The 19,925-nt window shown below is 61.4% G+C and carries 20 protein-coding genes and 4 tRNA genes; all 24 read left to right on the forward strand.

Features of this window, described 5'->3' with window-relative positions:
- Positions 1-464: 464 nt before the first annotated feature.
- The 24 genes from V2391_RS02030 (at position 465) to rpe (ending at position 19,925) form a co-directional block, all read left to right on the forward strand.
- Entirely contained in the window at positions 465-1,133 is a 669-nt protein-coding gene (locus tag V2391_RS02030; RefSeq protein ID WP_329738044.1) for a DUF3990 domain-containing protein, read from the forward strand.
- Positions 1,114-1,803 carry a helix-turn-helix domain-containing protein gene (locus V2391_RS02035; RefSeq protein ID WP_329738045.1) on the forward strand — a complete coding sequence of 230 codons (690 nt, stop codon included), beginning with the start codon at positions 1,114-1,116 and terminating at the stop codon, positions 1,801-1,803. Before V2391_RS02030 ends, V2391_RS02035 begins: the two co-directional genes overlap by 20 nt.
- A gap of 11 nt (positions 1,804-1,814) precedes the next feature.
- Positions 1,815-2,000, forward strand: a complete 186-nt coding sequence (locus tag V2391_RS02040) for a hypothetical protein (protein ID WP_329738046.1) — start codon at positions 1,815-1,817, stop codon at positions 1,998-2,000.
- Positions 2,000-2,512 carry a Fic family protein gene (locus tag V2391_RS02045; RefSeq protein ID WP_329738047.1) on the forward strand — a complete coding sequence of 171 codons (513 nt, stop codon included), beginning with the start codon at positions 2,000-2,002 and terminating at the stop codon, positions 2,510-2,512. Before V2391_RS02040 ends, V2391_RS02045 begins: the two co-directional genes overlap by 1 nt.
- Positions 2,513-2,557: 45 nt before the next feature.
- Complete coding sequence (locus tag V2391_RS02050; RefSeq protein ID WP_329738048.1) at positions 2,558-3,346, forward strand: DUF3825 domain-containing protein; 789 nt, start codon at positions 2,558-2,560, stop codon at positions 3,344-3,346.
- Positions 3,347-3,484: 138 nt separating this feature from the next.
- Positions 3,485-3,559: transfer RNA gene (locus V2391_RS02055), tRNA-Val, on the forward strand.
- A 390-nt stretch (positions 3,560-3,949) separates the two neighbouring features.
- Entirely contained in the window at positions 3,950-5,107 is a 1,158-nt protein-coding gene (locus V2391_RS02060) for a hypothetical protein (RefSeq protein ID WP_329738049.1), read from the forward strand.
- A gap of 545 nt (positions 5,108-5,652) precedes the next feature.
- Positions 5,653-5,725 (forward strand) — tRNA-Ala (locus V2391_RS02065).
- A gap of 200 nt (positions 5,726-5,925) precedes the next feature.
- Positions 5,926-6,001, forward strand: a tRNA-Ile gene (locus tag V2391_RS02070).
- Between the two features lie 623 nt (positions 6,002-6,624).
- Positions 6,625-6,697, forward strand: a tRNA-Ala gene (locus V2391_RS02075).
- A gap of 75 nt (positions 6,698-6,772) precedes the next feature.
- Positions 6,773-8,806 (forward strand): ABC-F family ATP-binding cassette domain-containing protein, encoded by a 2,034-nt coding sequence (locus tag V2391_RS02080; protein WP_329738050.1) that lies wholly within the window; start codon positions 6,773-6,775, stop codon positions 8,804-8,806.
- Complete coding sequence (locus V2391_RS02085) at positions 8,793-9,089, forward strand: hypothetical protein (RefSeq protein WP_329738051.1); 297 nt, start codon at positions 8,793-8,795, stop codon at positions 9,087-9,089. Before V2391_RS02080 ends, V2391_RS02085 begins: the two co-directional genes overlap by 14 nt.
- A 9-nt stretch (positions 9,090-9,098) precedes the next feature.
- Complete coding sequence (locus V2391_RS02090; protein WP_329738052.1) at positions 9,099-9,782, forward strand: site-2 protease family protein; 684 nt, start codon at positions 9,099-9,101, stop codon at positions 9,780-9,782.
- 84 nt (positions 9,783-9,866) lie between these two features.
- On the forward strand, positions 9,867-10,676 hold the full coding sequence (locus V2391_RS02095; protein WP_329738053.1) for a segregation and condensation protein A: 810 nt from the start codon (positions 9,867-9,869) through the stop codon (positions 10,674-10,676).
- 11 nt (positions 10,677-10,687) lie between these two features.
- Positions 10,688-11,416 carry an SMC-Scp complex subunit ScpB gene (scpB, locus tag V2391_RS02100; protein ID WP_329738054.1) on the forward strand — a complete coding sequence of 243 codons (729 nt, stop codon included), beginning with the start codon at positions 10,688-10,690 and terminating at the stop codon, positions 11,414-11,416.
- A complete protein-coding gene (locus V2391_RS02105) occupies positions 11,403-12,365 on the forward strand; it encodes a pseudouridine synthase (RefSeq protein WP_329738055.1) in 963 nt (320 codons plus the stop codon). The genes scpB and V2391_RS02105 overlap by 14 nt, the downstream gene beginning before the upstream one ends.
- A gap of 66 nt (positions 12,366-12,431) precedes the next feature.
- On the forward strand, positions 12,432-13,118 hold the full coding sequence (cmk, locus tag V2391_RS02110; protein WP_329738056.1) for a (d)CMP kinase: 687 nt from the start codon (positions 12,432-12,434) through the stop codon (positions 13,116-13,118).
- A gap of 3 nt (positions 13,119-13,121) precedes the next feature.
- On the forward strand, positions 13,122-13,850 hold the full coding sequence (locus V2391_RS02115; protein ID WP_329738057.1) for a lysophospholipid acyltransferase family protein: 729 nt from the start codon (positions 13,122-13,124) through the stop codon (positions 13,848-13,850).
- Positions 13,851-13,852: 2 nt separating this feature from the next.
- Positions 13,853-14,752, forward strand: coding sequence for a 4-hydroxy-3-methylbut-2-enyl diphosphate reductase (locus V2391_RS02120; protein ID WP_329738058.1), 900 nt, complete (start codon positions 13,853-13,855; stop codon positions 14,750-14,752).
- Between the two features lie 2 nt (positions 14,753-14,754).
- Positions 14,755-16,197, forward strand: coding sequence for a DUF512 domain-containing protein (locus V2391_RS02125; protein ID WP_329738059.1), 1,443 nt, complete (start codon positions 14,755-14,757; stop codon positions 16,195-16,197).
- A gap of 10 nt (positions 16,198-16,207) precedes the next feature.
- Positions 16,208-17,542, forward strand: a complete 1,335-nt coding sequence (gene der, locus V2391_RS02130; RefSeq protein ID WP_329738060.1) for a ribosome biogenesis GTPase Der — start codon at positions 16,208-16,210, stop codon at positions 17,540-17,542.
- Complete coding sequence (plsY, locus tag V2391_RS02135) at positions 17,535-18,218, forward strand: glycerol-3-phosphate 1-O-acyltransferase PlsY (RefSeq protein WP_329738061.1); 684 nt, start codon at positions 17,535-17,537, stop codon at positions 18,216-18,218. The genes der and plsY overlap by 8 nt, the downstream gene beginning before the upstream one ends.
- A 9-nt stretch (positions 18,219-18,227) precedes the next feature.
- Entirely contained in the window at positions 18,228-19,235 is a 1,008-nt protein-coding gene (locus V2391_RS02140) for an NAD(P)H-dependent glycerol-3-phosphate dehydrogenase (RefSeq protein ID WP_329738062.1), read from the forward strand.
- A gap of 18 nt (positions 19,236-19,253) precedes the next feature.
- Positions 19,254-19,925 (forward strand): ribulose-phosphate 3-epimerase, encoded by a 672-nt coding sequence (rpe, locus tag V2391_RS02145; protein ID WP_196031248.1) that lies wholly within the window; start codon positions 19,254-19,256, stop codon positions 19,923-19,925.

Raw genomic sequence — 19,925 nt, forward strand, 5'->3', positions numbered from 1 at the left:
ACCGAAGAGACGATTGTCTTGGAAGTGTCAGACTGGCGAGGTTCGTACCTCGCCATTTTTATGCGAATTCCGGAAGTGCTGGGAAAAATCGGGGGCCGCCGAGCTCAACACAATTTTTGCCAACAAAACCGCAGGTCGCGGAAGCGCAAAGCCGGGGTCTGGTCGGCATAACTCGGTTTTTCCCTGCACTTCCGAATTCTCAAAACGGAAGTATGCGGCAAATTCCGGAATCCCCGACCACACAGCCCTTTTCGTACAAAGAAACCGCAGGCTGAGGCGTTAGCGTGCTCCGGCGTGATCAGCAAGTCTGAATTTTGCCGCATACTTCCGGACTCTGAGAGTCTTAGAAGCCAGTATTGAATTCAAACTCCGTTCCATACACCCTCTTGCTCTTTGAATACAGGTATCGCTCTAGCGATAGTGTGTTATACTATCGCTAGAGCGATACCTGTTAGGAGACCCGCGTGGAACTGTGGAATGGTTCTCAGAAAATTATTGAGACTCCCCAGTTTGGCCTGGGGAAAGTCCATAACGACTATGGACAGGGATTCTATTGCACAGAGAGCCTCGACCTTGCAAGGGAATGGGCATGCTCTAGGGACGCAGACGGCTTTGCAAATCGATATGAACTCGACATGGCCGATCTCAAGGTACTCGACCTGCTATCGCCGCAATATTCAGTTCTGCATTGGATAGCGTTGCTTGTAGAGCATCGTTCATTCCGAAAGGGCACCGCCGTCGCTGTGGGGGCATGCGAATACCTTCGCGATCATTTTTTACCTGATGCTAACGCTTACGATGTGATTAGAGGGTGGCGTGCGGATGACTCGTACTTCAGCTATGCCAGGGCGTTTGTAAACAATACGATCACCATTGACCAGCTCGGTCGAGCGATGAGGCTCGGCAACCTTGGAGAACAGATTGTGCTCAAAAGCGAGCGCGCGTTTAAGAGCATTCGTTTTGCTGGATTTGAACGTGCGCCACAAGCTCTATATGGCCCAATGGCCAAGGACCGAGATGAGTTGGCAAGGGCGCAGTATCGGGAATTGCTTACCGAAAACCCGTTTGAGGGAATTCGTGTCGTCGATATCGTTCGAGAGGGGATGACAGAAAATGACCCACGCCTACAGTGAGATGTATCTCGAGGATGCCATGAGAACGCTGGGCGAGGCAGTCGATTTCGCCCTCTGCGATCAAGGGCTGAATCCAGCCGAGTTGACGGCGATCCTGTCGAACGCTTTTGAGATGAAACAGTTTGAGCGTGGTATGCCTCGCGTCGTTTGCGGCATGGCGGGCGACGAGCTTGCGCGCGATATTATCGCCCATGCGGGACTGAGTCCCGTCGAATGCAGGGAGACCTATCCGTTCGACCGTTCGCCTCAGTATTGGGCGGGCTGGGTTTTGGCCTATGCACAATGGATGTGCAGCCTTGGCTTTAATGAGCTACTCGAAGTCGCTCCGCTTGATTGGATTATCGGCTCGTACCATCCTCTCCACGAAGCCCCCGAAGACAAATTCGTCCAGATTGTCATTGATAAATGGAACAAAGCCCAGGCAGGCAAAAAGGGCCTCAAAGCGGCACGAAAGGCGGCCGGCCTAACGCAAAAACAGCTCGCCGCCCAATCGGGGGTTAAACTTCGCGCTATACAACTCTACGAACAGAATCAGCTGGATTTGCGTCGCGCCTCGGTCTCTTCGGCATTGGCGCTCGCAAACACCCTAAGCTGCGCCATCGAAGACCTCGTCTGGCAGCCGGTTGCCCTGGAGTACGACTCGCGGGCTATTACGTCCGTAAAGCTATAGAGGAGGCAGTCATGCCTTGGAACTACGTTCAACTAGATGACGGCGCCAATCGCGTTGCTAAAGAAGGTCATTCAACTGCACGCGAGGCAAATTCACCATCACCGATTTTGCTCGACGGCGTCACGTCGATCGATGAAGCTATTCGACTGACCATTGAGAGCATGCCCAACGTGCTCAGGCTCTTGGAGAACTCATGATGGCGGCTACGCAGCGGGGCGCTCATCCGTTCGCGCCGCTCGTGCTTGATGATGCCGGTTCGCTCGAAGCTATTGCCGCGGCTGTGATGCGCCTACACAGCACGCTGATGACGGTCGGGCGCTGCTATACAACCGACGCCGCAGGCGGCCGGGCCGCGCTTGAGCTTGGACGCGTCGAGTCGGTGCTTGCGGGTGCATTCTGTACGATATTCGGCCAATCGCCGGCCGACCGCTTCGCAGACATCTTTGACCAGGTCACCTACGTGGCCGAGCACATGGTCAAGGACCACATCTTTGAGGACGGCAACAAACGCACCAGCCTTGTCTTTGCGTTGTCCGTTCTAAGATTCGCAAGCACTCCGGTCGTGCTGTCCGACAGTCCCGAGCCCAAAGACAACCAGTACTACGTCTGGATCCAAGACCTCGTATCCGGAAACCGCTCTCGCGCCGATCTCGCGGAAGAGCTTAGGCGCAATTACGTTATGTGTCACGACTGCGCTTCGCCCGTATAGAATCAAACCATCCGCACGCTGGTAATTGAATGGATTGGACACCGCATGGAACTCCCAAGCACCCTGTGCAGCAATGTTTACGACTTCGCGTTTTGCCCCGAGCCCTGCTACGATCGCCTGGTCGATCTCGCCGACCCCGAGGACTGGGGTCCCAGCAACCTCATTCTCAAAAACTACCTGTCGTTTTCGTTTAGCCGCGCGGTGTTTTTGACCGAGCGCGACGTAGACCAGACCGCGCCGTCCAACTTGCCGCTGGTGTTCGACGACGACCGCTGCCTATTTAATACCGGCCTGTACACGCGCCGTTACGAGACCATCTACGGCCTGTTTGAGCCCAACACCAAACCCGACGCGCGCCAGCGCTGGTTTTTGAAGGGCTTCTTTAAGGAAAGCGACCCCATGCTGGTCTCGTTTGAGTACCTGCCGTGCCGTGTGCGCTTTGCTGAGGACCCCTCCGAGCTCGTCTTTGACTACCGCCTGCCCATCCGTTCCAACATCGACCACATTCTGGGCGACGAGGAGAACCTGACTCGCATCCCTGCCAGCCTGATGGGGGAGGGCAACTCGCTTCTGCTGCGCCGCGCCTTTGAGGGTGCCGTCGTCGAGGCCGCCCGCCGCGCCGCAGCCAACTACACACTCGCGGTGCCGCAGTTCTACGGCGGCCGGATTCAGCTGCTGCTGCCGCTGTGCCTGACCGGCGACAAGCCCGAGCTGGCGTTGACCATCCAGCGCGAGGACGGCTTTTACTCCGCACGCACCTGCCTCACGCTCGACATGGCCTACAACAACGCGCGACTTATCTGCCGTCCCGAGACTTCGTGGATTAAGCGGTAAATGGCTGTTAAGCTGCGGGTTTGTCGCGTGCCCTGATTGCGGTGGCGCGGTTTGCGTCCACGAATTTAAAATCGACGGCAAAAAGTTCTTGGTAAACAGCGCGCGGCTATGATAGTATCTCTTTTGCCGAAAGGCGACGGGCGATTGGCTCAGGGGTAGAGCATATCCTTCACACGGATGGGGTCACAAGTTCGAATCTTGTATCGCCCACCATCAAAAGCACAGGTCAGAGGTATTAAGCCTCTGGCCTTTTTCTTTTTGACGCAAAGGGTGACACCAAAAGTGACACCAAAATCGAACCGTAGTCGTCCTAGGCGTCTTTTTATCGCGCCCTTTTTGCTGACGCCATTGCATATTTTGTATAAAACGCATGCGTATTTTCATTGAATTCTCCATGTGATTCGAGCTCAAATGTGGAGACGGGGACCACTGCCCCAGAACGCCTACCAGCGGATTTCTATCACACGACGGTTTTTCGGCGGAACTCGTCAAGCTTTTGGTCAGCATTTGGTTTGCTTCCGGTACTTACCCGCATGACGGCCCCGTAGATAATCGCCTTGCCCGCAATCCGTACGGCCTATGGCCGATACCAGGGGAGGCCACATGGACGATATCGTCTGCGCAAACACCGCATTCCGCTACTGGCGCTGCCCGCCGCAGGTGCGCGATCTCTACCCGCGCCTGCCCAACTCCGAAGACGGCTGGCGAGCTCTCTCCCAAGCCCCTTTCGTAACCGACGTCCTCAAGACCCCGATTATCGCTGTTGCTTCGCCAGGTTGTTGTAATCACCACTCGGGATTGCGCTCCACTATTCGCTGGGAAGGGGCATCGGATGCCGGCACAACAATCGACACTCATTTAGGCTTTAGTGTCACCAATCCGCTTAACACGTTATTTACCATGACACGCTTTATGTCCCAGATGGATCTTGTGCTGGCTATGTACGAACTTTGCGGTTGGTTTTCTGTTTTCGATCCGACTCCCGCAGCCGAAATGCAATTAAAAATGGCGGAAGAGGAGAATCGCAATTCCAGCACGCAGGATCTGTTCGAACTTGGAGAGGGCGAAGACGAGGTCCCTTGGAAACGAGTTTATGCCCGCGCAACCGTAAAGGCCCCAGATTTTGAAGGCCAATCGAATAAGCGTGAGGACGGAAGAGAGATTACAAAACTCAAAGGTACTTCTCTTTGGATGAGAAAGCCGCTCATCGAACTGAGCGACCTGCATCGATTCGCCGCCAAGGCCAAAAGTCAAATGTGGGGAAAGCAGTTTTATGATGCCGCTCAACAGGTTATCGGCATTGCTGCTTCTCCACTCGAGGTCGCGGGGGTCCTTCTTCTAAGTCGTTCCCGACGTCTAGGTGGTTCAGGATTCAGATACGTGTACCTCAACGATTTAACCCCTCTATCCGAGGCGGCCCAAAGCATCGCAGGTCAAAAGGTTTGCTACGGCGACATTGTGATTGTAAACCCAATCCTAATGAAGGCAGTAATTATCGAAATCCAAGGTGAAGTCATCCATGGATCAGGCGCGGTACTTAACCACGATGCGAAGCGCATGACTGCGCTCCAGAGCATGGGTTTCGACGTGTTCCTGGTAACCCACGATATGCTTAACGATAAAAAGCAGCTAGACACCATAGTCAAAAGCGTCTGCAGTCGTTTGGGGATTCGATATAAAGCCAAATCCGAGGCAATGAAGCGCGCCGAGACGCGACTGCGAGCAAATGTTTTGTGCAACTGGTTGGAAATTGGAAATTAGTCGGCGACATGGCACTAGAACAACCTAGTTTGCCTGCCGGTGAATTTGTGTCATTTCAAAACTATGTCGGATTACGGGGCTGGACCCGGACAGGCCGTCCACACCCTGCATTTCGCGGAATGTGCGAGTCGTCTACCTGCGGTTTTGATTTTACCGATTGCGCCATGCTCGGGGGTTCCCGGCCTGGCCCCGTAAACCTGCATGGTTTTGAAATCGTCGGGTGTGCGGGGGCGCGGTTGGCCCCGATAATGGGCCCGGCGCCGGCGGGACAGCCGTTGGGCGGATGGCGGACCGCGCCGCGGATGCGAGAAACGGCGGTCCGCGGGATTCGAGATGTCCCGAGGGCGCCGGAGAGGAGGGCAGCGGCAACGCCGCCGCCCGCGGGGGCGCGCCCCCGCGGGCGAAAAGGGCATCGCGGGGCCTCGCGGCCCGTTCCCGCGCCTGCGTCCGCGGCCTGGCTGCGCCCCCGCACCGCCGCCCGCAAAATATTTTCCGAAATTGTCCTTGCATCGCCGTCCGAGTTCCCGTATAGTACTTCTTCGCACGGGGGCGTAGCTCAGCTGGGAGAGCGCTTGACTGGCAGTCAAGAGGTCAGGGGTTCGATCCCCCTCGTCTCCACCCGAGCATTGAATGAGGCTCCAACGCAAGTTGGGGCCTTTTTTCATATAGGCACACAAGGTCAAAGGCGGCACCATGATCCTCCTGGTCGACAAGATCGTGCGTTGAACGGGTGCCGCGTGCATGGTAGTATTTCACGACGTGGTGCAACGCTTCTCTAAATGGAAGTCCTTCATTACCTTTGTAACCACTAATCACAAGGGCTCTTGGCGCAACGGTTAGCGCAGGGGACTCATAATCCCTGGGTTCTGGGTTCGAATCCCGGAGGGCCCACCAGAGAATCAAGAGGCCGGGCAAATAGCCCGGCTTCTTTTTGTCAAAGTTCCCACTTCGTATGCCTGCCAAATTGCTAGATAAACGCTTGCGGGTCAAATCCACGTAATTGTTAATGCTGATCGACAAGAACCATTCCAAAACTATGCCGGATTACGGGGCCGGACCCGGACCGGCCGTCCATACCCTGCATTTCACGGAATGCGAGAGTCGTCTACCTGCGGTTTTGTTTTTGCCGATTACGTCATGCTCGGGGGTTGCCGGCCTAGCCCCGTAAACCGGCATGGTTTTGGAATCGCCGGGCGGGCGGGGGCGCGGTTGGCCCCGACAATGGGCCCGGCGCCGGCGGGATGGCCGTTGGGCGAGTGGCGGCCCGCGCCGCGAAAGCGAAAAACGGCGGGCGGCGGGACTCGAGATGTCCCGAGGGCGCCGGAGAGGTGGCCGGCGGCCTCGCCGCCGCCCGCGGGGCGCGCCCCGCGGGCGGATAAGGGCATCGCGGGGCTTCGCCGCCCGTTCCCGCGTCTGCAACCGCGGCCAGGCCGCGCCCCCCGCGCCGGCGCCCGCGAAATTTTTTCCAAAATTGTCCTTGCATCGCCGTCCGAGTTCCCGTATAGTACTTTTCGCACGGGGGCGTAGCTCAGCTGGGAGAGCGCTTGACTGGCAGTCAAGAGGTCAGGGGTTCGACCCCCCTCGTCTCCACCCGAGCATTGAATGAGGCTCCAACGCAAGTTGGGGCCTTTTTTCATATAGGCACACAAGGTCAAAGGCGGCACCATGATCCTCCTGGTCGACAAGATCGAAAAAAGCTTCGGCGCGCGCGTCCTCTTTAGCGGCGCGTCCTTCCAGATCAACCCCGGCGAGCGCTTTGCGCTTGTAGGACCCAACGGCGCCGGCAAAACCACCATGCTCAAGATCATCATGGGCATCGACAGCCCCGACGCCGGCCAGGTCCAGTACGCCAAGGACTGCCAGGTGGGCTACCTAGAGCAGGAAACTAACCTAGAGCACAAGGACACCACCATCCTCGCCGAGGTCATGGCAGCCGCCAAGGAAATCCGCCGCATGGGCGAGCGCGCCAACGAGCTGCAGGCCCAGATCACCGAGCTCTCCGAGCAGGGCAAGGACGTCGACGCACTCCTTAACGAGTACGGCCAGGTCCAGGACCGCTTTGAGCATCTAGGCGGCTACGAGCTTGAAAGTAACGCCCGCAAAATCCTGTCCGGCCTGGGCTTTAAGGTCACCGACTTTGAGCGCCCATGCTCCGAGTTCTCGGGCGGCTGGCAGATGCGCATCGCGCTGGCCAAGCTCTTCCTGCGCCATCCCGATCTGCTGCTGCTGGACGAGCCCACCAACCACCTGGACCTCGAAAGCGTCCAGTGGCTGCGCGGCTTTATCGCCAACTACGATGGCGCCGTGCTCATCGTCAGCCACGACCGCGCCTTCATGGACGCCTGCGTCGATCACGTCGCCGCGCTCGAGAACCGCCGCGTGACCACCTACACCGGCAACTACAGCAGCTACCTTAAGCAGCGCGAGGACAACCTGGAGCAGATGCGCGCCAAGCGTGCCGCCCAAGAACGCGACATCGCCCATATGCAGGTCTTCGTCGACAAGTTCCGCTACAAGCCCACCAAGGCCGCCCAGGCGCAGGAGCGCATCCGCAAGATCGAGCAGATCAAAAAGGAGCTCGTCATCCTGCCCGAGGGCCACAAGCACATCGACTTTAAGTTCCCCGACCCGCCGCGCTCCGGCGACATGGTCGTGGGCCTGGAGGGCGTGTCCAAGTCCTACGGCGACAAGCACATCTACAGCGACATCGACCTTAAGCTCTACCGCGGCGAGCATGTGGCGCTCGTCGGCCCCAACGGCGCCGGCAAGTCCACCCTCATGAAGATCCTCGCCGGCCTGGAGCCGCCCACTACCGGCACGCGCGACCTGGGCACCAACGTTGGCGTGGCCTATTACGCCCAGCACGCGCTCGAGGGCATGACCGAGTCCAACACTGTCCTGCAAGAGATCGACACCGTCACGCCCAAGTGGACCGTGCCGCAGCAGCGCAGCCTGTTGGGAGCCTTCCTGTTTAGCGATAACGATTCCATCGAGAAGCAGGTTCGAGTCCTCTCCGGCGGCGAAAAGGCGCGTCTGGCTCTGGCCAAGATGCTCGTGGCGCCCGAGGCGCTCCTGTGCCTAGACGAGCCCACCAACCACTTGGACATCGACTCGGTGGACATGCTCGAGAACGCCCTGCAAAACTTCCCCGGTACCATTGTGCTGATCAGCCACGACGAGCACTTGGTGCGCGCTGTGGCCAACCGCATCATCGACATCCGCGACGGCAAGGTCACGGTCTACGATGGCGACTACGACTACTACCTCTTCAAACGCGAGGACCTCGCTGCCCGCGCCGCCGCCGAGGCAGCAGGGGAGAGCGCACCTGCCGCGGCCAAGTCCACCAAAGCCAACGCCGCCCAGGACAGCAGCCCCGCCGCGGCCCCTAAGCCGGCCGAGGGCAAAAAGACCAAGGAGCAAAAGCGCGCCGAGGCCCAGGCTCGCGCCGCGCTCAACAAAAAGCTCAAGGGCGTGCGCAACCAGCTCAAGAAGATCGAGGCCGAGCTCGACAAAAAGCGCGCCCGATATGACGAGCTTATGGAATTGATGGCAAGCGAAGAGCTTTATGCCGATCAGAACAAGTTCAACGCCGCGCTGGGGGAATATAACGGCCTTAAGCAAGAGCTGCCCAAGCTCGAGGACGAATGGCTGGAGCTTTCCACCCAGATCGAAGAGGAGACCGCGCGTGAACTCTCGTAAAGCCACCGCCGTGGCGATGAGCATCATCGCCATTGCCTGTCGCATCTGCGGCATCTTTATGAGCGCGATGACGGTGTTGCTGTGCTTTAGCGGCCTCACCGCCAAGCTGCAGATCGTGGGCTTTGTCGTTGAGCTTTCTCGCGCGCTGCCGAGTGCCATCGCCGGCTACGGCGTTATCACCTCGCCCTTCGGCGGTGTGTTTCGCCTGGATTACGCCCTCGTCGCTGTAATCCTGTTTGTGGCCGACCACCTGCTCACGCGCGCCTCGCGCCGCGTCCGCTAAGGGAGCGACATGTCCAGCAGCTACTTTATGAACCTGCTCGCTAGTGCCGTCGCCGTCATCGTGGGTATTGTCATCCACGAGAGCGCGCACGCCGCTGCGGCCTGGGCGCTCGGCGACAAGACGGCGCGTTCGCGCGGCCGCGTCTCGCTCAACCCGCTCAACCACATCGACCCGTTTGGCACCATTCTCCTGCCGCTGTTGATGCTCGCCGCTGGCGGCCCGGTGTTCGCCTTTGCCAAGCCCGTGCCCGTCTACCTCAACAACCTCAAGCACCCCAAGCGCGACGAGGTTCTGGTGAGCGCAGCCGGCCCCGCATCGAACATTGCGCTGGCATGCCTTGCGGCCGCTCTCATGCACGCGACATACGGCAACCTCTACGCCAGGATGTCCTTTGCTGTGGCATCACAAATCATGAACTTCGGTGCCACCTTTATTGTGGTCAACCTGTCGCTCGCGTTCTTTAACCTCATCCCGATCCCGCCGCTCGACGGCTCGTCGATTATCGTGCCGTTCCTCAAGGGCAAGGCGCTCGCCAACTACTACCGCCTGCAGCAATACGCCATGCCCATCCTCATCCTAGTGCTGTATCTGCTGCCCATGTGGACCGGCATCGACGTGATCGGACGGTATTTCGACGTTACCGTGTATCCGCTGGCCGAGTGGCTGCTCAACTTCGCAATCGCCGGCATCTAAGGTAAACTTACAGGTCGTCCGTGCAAAACGGTCGCAACATGCACCCAAACCGCGCCGCGAAGGCGCCGTCAAAGGAGGTCGAAGATGTCGTATCGCGTGTCGACGCAGGTCTACAGCGGACCGTTCGACCTGCTGCTGCAGCTGGTAACCCGCCAAAAAGTTGATATCGGTGCCATCTCGATCAGCGAGGTAGCCGAGCAATACCTTGCCGAGGCCGAGCGCATCGAGGCGCTGGACCTGGACGTGGCGAGCGACTTTTTGCTGGTCGCGGCAACTCTTTTGGACATCAAGGCCGCCTCGCTGGTGCCCCAGGAGGCCCCGCGCAAGACAGTCGACGATGACGAGGACGACGAAGACCTCGAGGAACTCAGTGCGCTCGACGGCGACGCCCTGCGCGAGGTCCTGATCCAGCGTCTGATCGCCTACAAGCAGTTTAAGGGCGCGGCGGCAGCCCTTGGCGCGCGTATGCAGGCCGAGAGCCGCATGCATCCGCGCGTGGCCGGCCCCGACCCCGAGTTCCTAGGCCTTATGCCCGACTATCTGGCCGGCATTACCCTGCGCGGCCTCGCCGTCATCTGCGCCGACCTGGATGGCAAGCGCCAGACCTTCCTGCTGGAGGCCGAGCACGTGGCGCCACATCGCGTGCCGCTCGACCTGACGGTGGCCTCGGTCGACCGCTTTACCATGGCACACCAAACCTGCACCTTCCGCGAGCTGCTGGACGGCGACGCCACCACCGAGCAGCTCGTCGTCACCTTCCTGGCCATGCTCGAGCTCGCCAAGCGTGGCTCGCTTACACTGAGCCAGGACGAGATCTTTGGAACCATTCAAATCAACCGCGTCGAGGGCGCCGAGGCATACGTGCCCGGCGAGGGCCCCGAGCTCACCGAATAGGAGCGGCAGCCATGTCAACCCTTTCCACGCTGGAGGCAAACAGCCTCAAAGGCGCCCTCGAGGCGCTGCTGCTGGTGTCGAGCGACCCCGTGAGCGCACCCGCGCTGGCAGCTGCGCTGGATATCGCCCCGGGCGAGTGCGCGTCGCTTTTGGCCGAGCTCAAGGTTGAGTACGAAGAGGCCAACCGCGGCTTTCAGCTGCGCGAGGTCGCCGGTGGCTGGCGCCTGTTTACGCACCCCGCCTACCACGACGTGGTCGAGGCCTACGTGCTGAGCTGGGACACGCAAAAGCTGTCTCAGGCGGCGCTTGAGACCCTGGCCGTCATCGCCTACCACCAGCCCGTCACGCGCGAGGTGGTCAAGGGCATCCGCGGCGTCAACTCCGACGGCGTCATCGCGTCGCTCGTGGACAAGGGCCTGGTGCGCGAGCTCGGCCGCGACCCCGAGCGCGGTCAGGCAATCATCTACGGCACGACCAACGCCTTCTTGGAAAAGTTCGGTCTTCGCTCCACCCGCGACCTGCCCGATCTGGAGCAGTTTGCCCCCGACGAGCAGTCGCGCCAGTTTATCCGCGAGCGCCTGAGCGGCCGCAGCATTCAGTCCACGCTCGAGGAGCAGGCCGAGGACCTGGACGAAGAGCGCGAACTGATCGATATCGATGTTGAAGATGTTGAGGCAGTCGAGGACGAGGATACCCTGGTTGTCGACGATACCTCGGAGGACATGCATGACGAGGACTAACGAAGCAGAGGTGACGCGCGCCGCAGGCGCCACAACGCCCGCAGGCGACGCCCAGCCCGTCTACCCGCACACGATGCGCCTACAGCGCTTTTTGGCACGCGCGGGCGTGGCGAGCCGCCGCGGCTCGGAGGACCTGATGACCGCAGGCCGCGTGACTGTTAACGGCGAGGTCGCGACCGAACTGGGCACCAAGGTCGACGTCGACCGCGACAACATCGAGGTTGATGGCATGCCCGTCAAGCTCAACCAGGGCGCCGTGTACCTGATGCTCTACAAGCCGACCGGCTACCTCACCACCATGAGCGATCCGCAGGAGCGCCCCTGCGTGGCCGAGCTGGTCCCCCGCGACCGCTTTCCGGGACTCTTCCCGGTGGGTCGCCTGGACCGTGACACCACGGGCCTTTTGCTCTTTACCACCGACGGCGACCTGTCGCAGGACCTGCTGCACCCCAGCAAGCACGTCTACAAGACCTACCAGGCTTTGGTGGACGGCCACCTGACCGATCGCGACTTGGAACCGCTCCGTCGCGGCATCGAGCTCGACGACGGCTTGTGCCAGCCGGCGATCTGCCGGGTCATCAACGCGCGCGAAGCCGAGGCGGTGGCCCCGCAAGGTGTCAAGCCCGGCACCACTGCCGTGGAGGTCATCATCCGCGAGGGCCGAAAGAACCAGGTCAAGCGCATGCTGAGCAAGATACACCACCCGGTGATCCGCCTGCACCGCTGCAACTTTGCCGGACTGGAGCTCAAGGACGTGGCCAAGGGCTCGTGGCGCGAGCTCACCGACCGCGAGGTGCAAATCCTCAAGGCCGGCGGCATCCCGCCTAAGCAGGCCAGCTCCAAGCGCGCCGCCGCGCCGGCGACCAATACCGCGAGTCGCACGCGCCACCACGGCAGCCACGGCTCCGCACCCAAGCGCAACACCTACCGCGAGCGCTACACGGGCTAGGCAACCCGCCGCGCATCAACGCCCGCGTCCCATACCAGCACGTCAACCACCGAAAGGAAGCATTGCATGATCGTCGCCATCGACGGCCCCGCCGGTTCCGGCAAGTCCACCATCGCCAAGGAGATCGCCCGCCAGCTGGGCTTTAACAAGCTCGACACGGGCGCCATGTATCGCGCCGTCACCTTCGCCGCGCTCGACCGCGGCATCGATCTGGACGACGAGGCGGCAATCGACGCCCTCGCCGAGCAGATCGAAATCCGCTTTACCAACAGCACCGGCGAGGATACGCGCCTGACCATTGACGGCCAGGACGCATCGGCTGCCATTCGCACCCCGCAGGTCGACGCTAACGTATCCAAGGTCTCGGCCTACCCGGGTGTGCGCGCGGCCATGCTCATCCATCAGCGCCGCGCCGCCGAGGACCGCGATATCGTGGCCGAGGGTCGCGATATCGGAACCGTCGTGTTCCCCAACGCGCAGGTCAAGGTGTTCCTGACCGCCGACCCGCGCGAGCGTGCCCGTCGCCGCGTGCTGCAGCGCCACCAAAACGACGCACAGCCGCTCGCTACCGAGCGGCTCGAGGCCGAGGTCGACGAGACCCTCGACGCCCTCAAGCAGCGCGACAAGCTCGACAGCAGCCGCGAGGTCGCGCCGCTCGTGCCCGCCGAGGACGCCGTGCACGTCGACTCCACCGCCCACACCATCGACGAGGTCGTCCGCATTATCGAGGACCTCATCAACCAAAGGAGGTAGCCCATGCGCCTGTTTAAGCAGACGCCCGAGGATTACTACAACGCCCCGTACGCCGAGTTCCCCGCGCTCATCCGCGGCACCGTCTTCGTGGTCATGGCAATCCTTTGGGCCTTCTCCAAGCTCATGTGGCGCTGGAAGGTCGAGGACGCCGATCTGCTCTTTGAGCGCCAGGAAGGCCGCGGCAGCGTGGTCATCTGCAACCACACCTCGATGGCTGAGCTGCTGGCCGTTGAGACGGCGCTGTTCTTTGGCGGCCGCCGCATTCGCCCCATTTTTAAGTCCGAGTTCGCCAAAACCAAGATCGTGCGCTGGGCCTTTAGCCGCGTGGGTGGTATCCCCGTCGAGCGTGGCACCGCCGACATGAAGTGCCTGCGCGCAGCCCAACACGCACTGCAGCGCGGCGAGGACGTCCTGATCTTCCCCGAGGGCACACGCATCCGTTCGCGCGAGATCAAGCCAGAGGTCCACGGCGGCTTTGCTCTCATCGCCCAGATGGGCAAGGCGCCCGTCAACCCGCTCGCCATCTGCGGCTGGTCTGATATTACGCCTGCGGGCAAAAAGCTCATGCGTCCCAAGAAATGCTGGATCCGTGCCGGCAAGGCCATCTCGCTATCCGATGCGCCGGCCGAGCTCAAGCGCAAGGAGCGCCTGGCATGGCTTGAGTCCGAGGCCATGAACCGCGTCTACGCCATGCGCGACGACCTGTGCGCCGAGCACCCGGGTAGGTTCTAGCCATGGGTGAGAACGTCATGAATACTGCCGAGGCTGTGCTCGGCAAGGCAGACGCGCCCACCATCGAAATCGCTGCCCACGCCGGCACCTGCTACGGCGTGCAGCGTGCGCTCGACATGGCATTGGCGGCCGCCCCGCAGGCGGGGGAGAGCACTCTGGTCCACACGCTGGGTCCGCTCATCCATAACCCCATCGTGGTACGCGAGCTCGCCGAGGCAGGCGTCGGTCTGGCCGACACCTTGGACGACGCCGCATCGGGCACCGTGATTATCCGCGCCCACGGTGTGGTGCCGCAGGTGATCGAGGCCGCTCGCGAGCGCGGCCTTACCGTGGTCGACGCCACCTGCCCCTACGTGAAGAAGGTCCATGTGGCGGCCGAGCGCCTGGTGCGCGAGGGCTACCGCGTGATCGTCGTGGGCGAGCCAGGCCACCCCGAGGTCGAGGGCATTCTGGGCCATGCCGGCGATGACGCGCAGGTCGTGAGTTGCGCTGCCGATGCGGACGCGCTTCCGCTCAAAGGCAAGGTGGGCCTGGTTGTGCAGACCACCCAAACCGCGCAGAACCTGGCCGAGGTTGTGGCCTCCATCACCCCGCGCGTGCAGGAACTGCGCGTGATCAACACCATCTGCGCCGCCACGAGTGAGCGTCAACAGGCAGCCGCCACACTTGCCAACCGCTGCGACTGCATGGTCGTGGTGGGCGGCAAAAATTCGGGCAACACCCGTCGCCTGGCGCAAATCTGCGCCGACGTCTGCGAGCACACGCACCACATCGAGGAAGCTTCCGAGCTCGAGGCCGCATGGTTTGCCAGCGCGCGCCACATCGGCATCACCGCCGGAGCCTCCACCCCGCAAGAACACATCGAACGCGCCGTTGCGCGCATCAAGGAGCTTTGCCGCTAATCATGGACCAGACCGTACCCGCATACGCCGCCGAGGTGGCCGATTACGGGCGCAGCCGCGACCCCGAGCCGGGTGAGGGCGCGCTCGTTAAGAACGTGCGTCCCGAGTCGCCCGCATGGGATGTGGGTATCGAGCCGGGCATGCGCGTGCTCACGGTCAATGGCGAGAAGCTGACCGATATGATCGTATGGCTTTGGGAAGCAGACGACGACACCGTCGAGCTGGAGGTTTTCGACCCGCGCGACGGCACCGTCACCCCCGTCGAGCTTGACCGCTTTCCCGGCGAGGACTGGGGCCTAGAGTTCGATGGTCCCATCTTCGACGGCATGCGTACCTGTGTTAACGCCTGTGTGTTCTGCTTTATGACCATGCTGCCCAAGGGCGGCCGCTCCACGCTCTACATCCGCGACGACGATTACCGCCTGAGTTTTTTACAGGGTAACTTTGTCACGCTCACGAATCTTTCCGACGAGGACGTGCAAAACGTCATCGACCGAAATATGAGCCCCATGAACGTGTCGGTCCATGCCGTAAGCCCCGATGTCCGCCGCCGCATGATGGGCCGCAACGCCCAGCGCGGCATGGACGTGCTCGAGGCCATCATGGCCGCCGGCATCGAGATTCACGCCCAGATCGTTTTGTGCCCCGGCATGAACGACGGCGAGGAACTGCTGAAGACCCTGCGCTTTTGCGAGGAGCACGAACAGATCACGAGCCTGGGCATCGTGCCGCTCGGTTTTACCAAGCACCAGAACCGCTTTAGCTGGTCCTACAGCGACAAGCCTGAGCTGGCGCGCGAGACCATCGCCATGATCCGACCCTTCCAGGATCGCGCGTACGAGCGCTTTGGCCGCCACACGTTCCAGATGAGCGACGAGTTCTATCTGGACGCCGGTATCGAGCCGCCCGAGGCCGATTTTTACGACGGCTACCCTCAGTACTACGACGGCATCGGCATGATCCGCTCGTATCTGGACGAGACAGACGATGTCCTTGCCGCCGACGCCGAGCGCCTTGCCAGCGTTCGCAAGGCTATGACCGCCCGCGACCAGCGCCTGGTATGTCTTTCGGGCGCCAGCGCACGCGATACCGTCGCCCGCTTCGTGGAGTCTCCACAGGGCCTTTCCGGCACCGTCACGGCCATCAAGAACCGCTACTTTGGCGGCAACGTGGACGTGACCGGCCTAATCGTCGCGAGCGACATCCTGGAGCAGCTGCCGCAAGACCTGTCGGGGGTTATGCTCTTTGTGCCTAAGCTCATGTTCAACGCTGACGGCATGACGCTTGACGAGTATCATCGTGACGATTTACTCGCAAGCCTTACCAATCGCGGCGCCGAGGTTCATGTGGTGTCGACCATGCCGCATGAGCTGCTCGATACCCTGGAGCACATCCTTGGCATTGTGCCTGCCGACTCTACTAATTCCACTGACCCTACCCATTAAAGGAGAGCAGATGAAACCTATCGTCGCCGTCGTTGGACGCCCCAACGTGGGCAAGTCCACGCTCGTTAACCGCCTAGCCCAGACCTCGGACGCCATCGTCCACGAGTCCCGCGGCGTCACGCGCGACCGTTCGTATCACACGGCCGACTGGAACGGCCGCGAGTTCACTATCGTCGACACGGGCGGCATCGAGCCGCTCAAGAGCGATGACGTGTTTGCCACGTCCATCCGCGACCAGGCACTCGCCGCCGCCGAGGAAGCCGCCGTCATCCTGTTTGTGGTCGACGGCCGCACCGGCGTCACCGAGGAGGACGAGTCGGTCGCCCGCATGCTCAAGCGCTCCGACAAGCCGGTCTTTCTGCTGGTGAACAAGCTCGACAATCCCGATCGCGAGAACGACAACATCTGGGAGTTCTATTCGCTCGGCATCGGTGAGCCCACGCCGCTCTCGGCCCTGCACGGCCACGGCACGGGCGACCTGCTCGACGACATCGTCGCCTTGTTGCCCGAGGAAGAGGACGAGGTCGCCGACGAGTTCCCTGACGCGCTCAACGTCGCCATCATCGGCCGACCCAACGCCGGCAAGTCCTCGCTGTTCAACCGCATCCTGGGCGCCGACCGTTCCATCGTGTCGAACATCGCCGGCACCACGCGCGACGCCATCGATACCGTTGTCGAGCGCGGCGGCAAGCACTACCGCATGGTCGACACCGCGGGCATTCGCAAGAAGAGCACCGTGTACGAGAACATCGAGTACTACTCCATGGTTCGCGGCCTGCGCGCCATCGACCGCGCCGACGTGGCGCTGCTCGTCGTCGATGCCTCCGTGGGCGTCACCGAGCAGGACCAGAAGGTCATGGGCTTGGCCATCGAGCGCGGCTGCGCCATCGTGGTGCTGCTCAACAAGTGGGACCTGCTCGACGACGACCGCAAGCGCGAGGCCTGCATGGAGACCGTCGACCGCCGTCTGGGCGTCATGGCTCCCTGGGCCCAGTACCTGCGCATCTCGGCCCTGACCGGCCGCAGCGTCGAGAAGATCTGGGGCATGGTCGACGCCGCCGAGAAGACGCGCTCGCAAAAGATCAGCACCTCGCGCCTCAACACGTTCCTCACCGACCTGCGTGAGTTTGGTCACACCGTGGTGGACGGCAAGCGTCGCCTGCGCATGCACTACGTGACCCAGACGGGCGTCAACCCGCCGACGTTCACGTTCTTCGTCAACCACAGCGACCTGGTCAACGACACCTACCAGCGCTACGTGGAGAACCGTATGCGCTCGACCTTCGATTTTTCTGGCACGCCCATTCGACTCTTCTTTAGGAAGAAGGAGCAAAAGGATGCATAATCCGATTCTGCTGACCGCCATCTGCGCCGTGGTCTCGTTCTTTATCGGAGCGATTCCGTTTGGCCTGATCCTGGGCCGCGTGTTTAACCACACCGATATTCGCAAGGCGGGCTCCGGCAACATCGGCACCACCAACGCCCTGCGCGTAGCCGGCCCCAAGGTCGCGGCGCTCACGCTGCTGCTCGACTGCCTGAAGGGCGCCATCTGCGTCCTTATCGCGCGTCCGCTCATTGCCGACTTGGGCTATGGCTTCCCCGTGAGCATTATGGCCCCCGGTGCCGCCGGCGATTGGATGCTCGGCGTCATCTGCCTGGCGGCCGTATGGGGCCATATCTTCTCGCCCTACCTCAACTTCCATGGCGGCAAGGGCATCGCGGTCGGTCTGGGCGTAATCCTCGCATGGTACTGGCCCATTGGGCTTTCGCTGCTGGGCATGTTTATCGTGGCCGTCGCCATCACCAAGTTTGTGTCGGTGGGCTCGCTTGCCGCCGCCATCGGTCTTCCCATCGCCGCCTGCGCGGTCTTTCCGTACAGCAGCCTGGGACTTAAGTTTTGCATGGCGATGATCGGCATCACCGTGGTGTGGGCCCATCGCGCGAACATCAAAAAGCTCATGGCCGGTAAGGAGTCCAAGCTCTCGTTTACCAAGCGCGTCACCGAGCCCGACGATAAGTAGGAGAGAGTCATGAATGTTGCGCTGATTGGCTCCGGCTCCTGGGGAACCGCCGTCGCCGGCCTTGCTGCCGCGCGAGCCGAGCGCATGACCATGTGGGCCCATAGTGAGCAGACGGCCGCTGGCATTAACGGCGAGCACCGTAATCCTCGCTACCTTGTGGGCTACGAGCTGCCCGATAACGTGGTAGCAACGACCGAGCTCGCCCAGGCGCTCGACGGCGCCGAGGCCATCATCTTCGCCGTTCCTTCGACGCACCTGCGTGGCGTCTGCCACCAGGCCGTGCCCTTTATCGCCGCCGATACCCCGGTGCTCTGCCTCACCAAGGGCATTGAGCCCGAGTCCGGCCTGCTCATGAGCGAGGTCATCGCCAGCGAGATCGGCAACGAGGCGCGCGTGGCGGCGCTCTCGGGTCCCAACCATGCCGAGGAGATCTGCCGCGGCGGGCTTTCTGCCGCCGTCATCGCCAGCAAAGATCCGCAGATAGGGGAGACCTTTAAGGACCTGCTCCTATCCACAGCCTTCCGCATCTACCTGTCGCAGGACATGACCGGCGTCGAGGTTTGCGGCGCTATGAAAAACGTCATCGCTATCGTGTGCGGCATTTCCGCCGGTTCTGGTGCGGGCGACAACACGCTTGCCCTCATCATGACGCGTGGTCTGGCCGAGATCAGCCGTCTGGTACACGCCCGCGGTGGTCAAGCTATGACCTGCATGGGACTTGCCGGCATGGGCGACCTCATTGCCACCTGCACCTCGGAGCATTCGCGCAACCGCACCTTTGGCTACGAGTTTGCACACGGCGTGTCGCTCGACGAGTACCAGACGCGCACGCATATGGTTGTCGAGGGCGCCGTCGCGGCCCGCAGCGTGAGCGAGCTTGCCCGTTCACTGGGCGTAGACATTCCGCTCACCTTTGCCGTGGAGCAAACGCTCTACAACGGTGTTACTTTGGATAGGGCGCTCGAGATTCTTACCGATCGCGTCCCTTCTCAAGAGTTCTACGGACTCACCGACTAGCGCAGAAAGGCTTCTACCATGGGTTCCATCAAAATCGCTCCGTCTGTCCTTTCGGCCGACATGGCCAACCTCAAGGGCGAACTCGACAAGATAGCCGGTGCCGACTACGTGCACTTCGACGTCATGGACGGTCACTTTACCGGCAACCTCACCTTTGGCGTCGACATCCTTAAGGCCGTCAAGCGCTCCACCGATGTACCGGTCGACGCGCACCTGATGGTATCGAACCCCGACGAGACGGTCGATTGGTACGCCGACGCCGGCGCCGACATGATCACCGTGCACTACGAGGCTTCCACGCACCTGCACCGCACGCTCACGCATCTGCAGCAGCGCGGCGTCAAGGCCGGCGTTGTGCTCAACCCCGCCACCCCCGTGTGCGTGCTCGAGAGCATCATCGACGTCGTCGATATGGTGCTGCTCATGAGCGTGAACCCCGGCTTTGGCGGCCAGAGCTTTATCCCGGGCACCATCGCTAAGCTCCACGAGCTCAAGGCCATGTGCGAGCGTCACGGCGTTTCGCCCATGATCGAGGTCGACGGTGGCATTTCTTCCAAGAACATTGCCGAGGTCGTCAAGGCCGGCGCAAATGTCCTGGTGGCCGGTTCTGCCGTATTTAAGTCCGAAGATCCCGCTGCCGAGGTTGCGCTGCTGCAGAAGCTGGGCAACGAGGCTGCACAGGAGGCATAA

It is taken from the genome of Collinsella sp. CM84Y_54, assembly GCF_036317945.1.
GTDB lineage: Bacteria > Actinomycetota > Coriobacteriia > Coriobacteriales > Coriobacteriaceae > Collinsella.

What these genes read in the sequence shown, in the direction of transcription:
- V2391_RS02035 (WP_329738045.1), top strand. Translation starts at nt 1,114, where the DNA reads ATGACCCACGCCTACAGTGAGATGTATCTCGAGGATGCCATGAGAACG.
- V2391_RS02040 (WP_329738046.1), top strand. Translation starts at nt 1,815, where the DNA reads ATGCCTTGGAACTACGTTCAACTAGATGACGGCGCCAATCGCGTTGCT.
- V2391_RS02045 (WP_329738047.1), top strand. Translation starts at nt 2,000, where the DNA reads ATGGCGGCTACGCAGCGGGGCGCTCATCCGTTCGCGCCGCTCGTGCTT.
- V2391_RS02050 (WP_329738048.1), top strand. Translation starts at nt 2,558, where the DNA reads ATGGAACTCCCAAGCACCCTGTGCAGCAATGTTTACGACTTCGCGTTT.
- V2391_RS02060 (WP_329738049.1), top strand. Translation starts at nt 3,950, where the DNA reads ATGGACGATATCGTCTGCGCAAACACCGCATTCCGCTACTGGCGCTGC.
- V2391_RS02080 (WP_329738050.1), top strand. Translation starts at nt 6,773, where the DNA reads ATGATCCTCCTGGTCGACAAGATCGAAAAAAGCTTCGGCGCGCGCGTC.
- V2391_RS02090 (WP_329738052.1), top strand. Translation starts at nt 9,099, where the DNA reads ATGTCCAGCAGCTACTTTATGAACCTGCTCGCTAGTGCCGTCGCCGTC.
- V2391_RS02095 (WP_329738053.1), top strand. Translation starts at nt 9,867, where the DNA reads ATGTCGTATCGCGTGTCGACGCAGGTCTACAGCGGACCGTTCGACCTG.
- scpB (WP_329738054.1), top strand. Translation starts at nt 10,688, where the DNA reads ATGTCAACCCTTTCCACGCTGGAGGCAAACAGCCTCAAAGGCGCCCTC.
- V2391_RS02105 (WP_329738055.1), top strand. Translation starts at nt 11,403, where the DNA reads ATGACGAGGACTAACGAAGCAGAGGTGACGCGCGCCGCAGGCGCCACA.
- cmk (WP_329738056.1), top strand. Translation starts at nt 12,432, where the DNA reads ATGATCGTCGCCATCGACGGCCCCGCCGGTTCCGGCAAGTCCACCATC.
- V2391_RS02115 (WP_329738057.1), top strand. Translation starts at nt 13,122, where the DNA reads ATGCGCCTGTTTAAGCAGACGCCCGAGGATTACTACAACGCCCCGTAC.
- V2391_RS02120 (WP_329738058.1), top strand. Translation starts at nt 13,853, where the DNA reads ATGGGTGAGAACGTCATGAATACTGCCGAGGCTGTGCTCGGCAAGGCA.
- V2391_RS02125 (WP_329738059.1), top strand. Translation starts at nt 14,755, where the DNA reads ATGGACCAGACCGTACCCGCATACGCCGCCGAGGTGGCCGATTACGGG.
- der (WP_329738060.1), top strand. Translation starts at nt 16,208, where the DNA reads ATGAAACCTATCGTCGCCGTCGTTGGACGCCCCAACGTGGGCAAGTCC.
- plsY (WP_329738061.1), top strand. Translation starts at nt 17,535, where the DNA reads ATGCATAATCCGATTCTGCTGACCGCCATCTGCGCCGTGGTCTCGTTC.
- V2391_RS02140 (WP_329738062.1), top strand. Translation starts at nt 18,228, where the DNA reads ATGAATGTTGCGCTGATTGGCTCCGGCTCCTGGGGAACCGCCGTCGCC.
- rpe (WP_196031248.1), top strand. Translation starts at nt 19,254, where the DNA reads ATGGGTTCCATCAAAATCGCTCCGTCTGTCCTTTCGGCCGACATGGCC.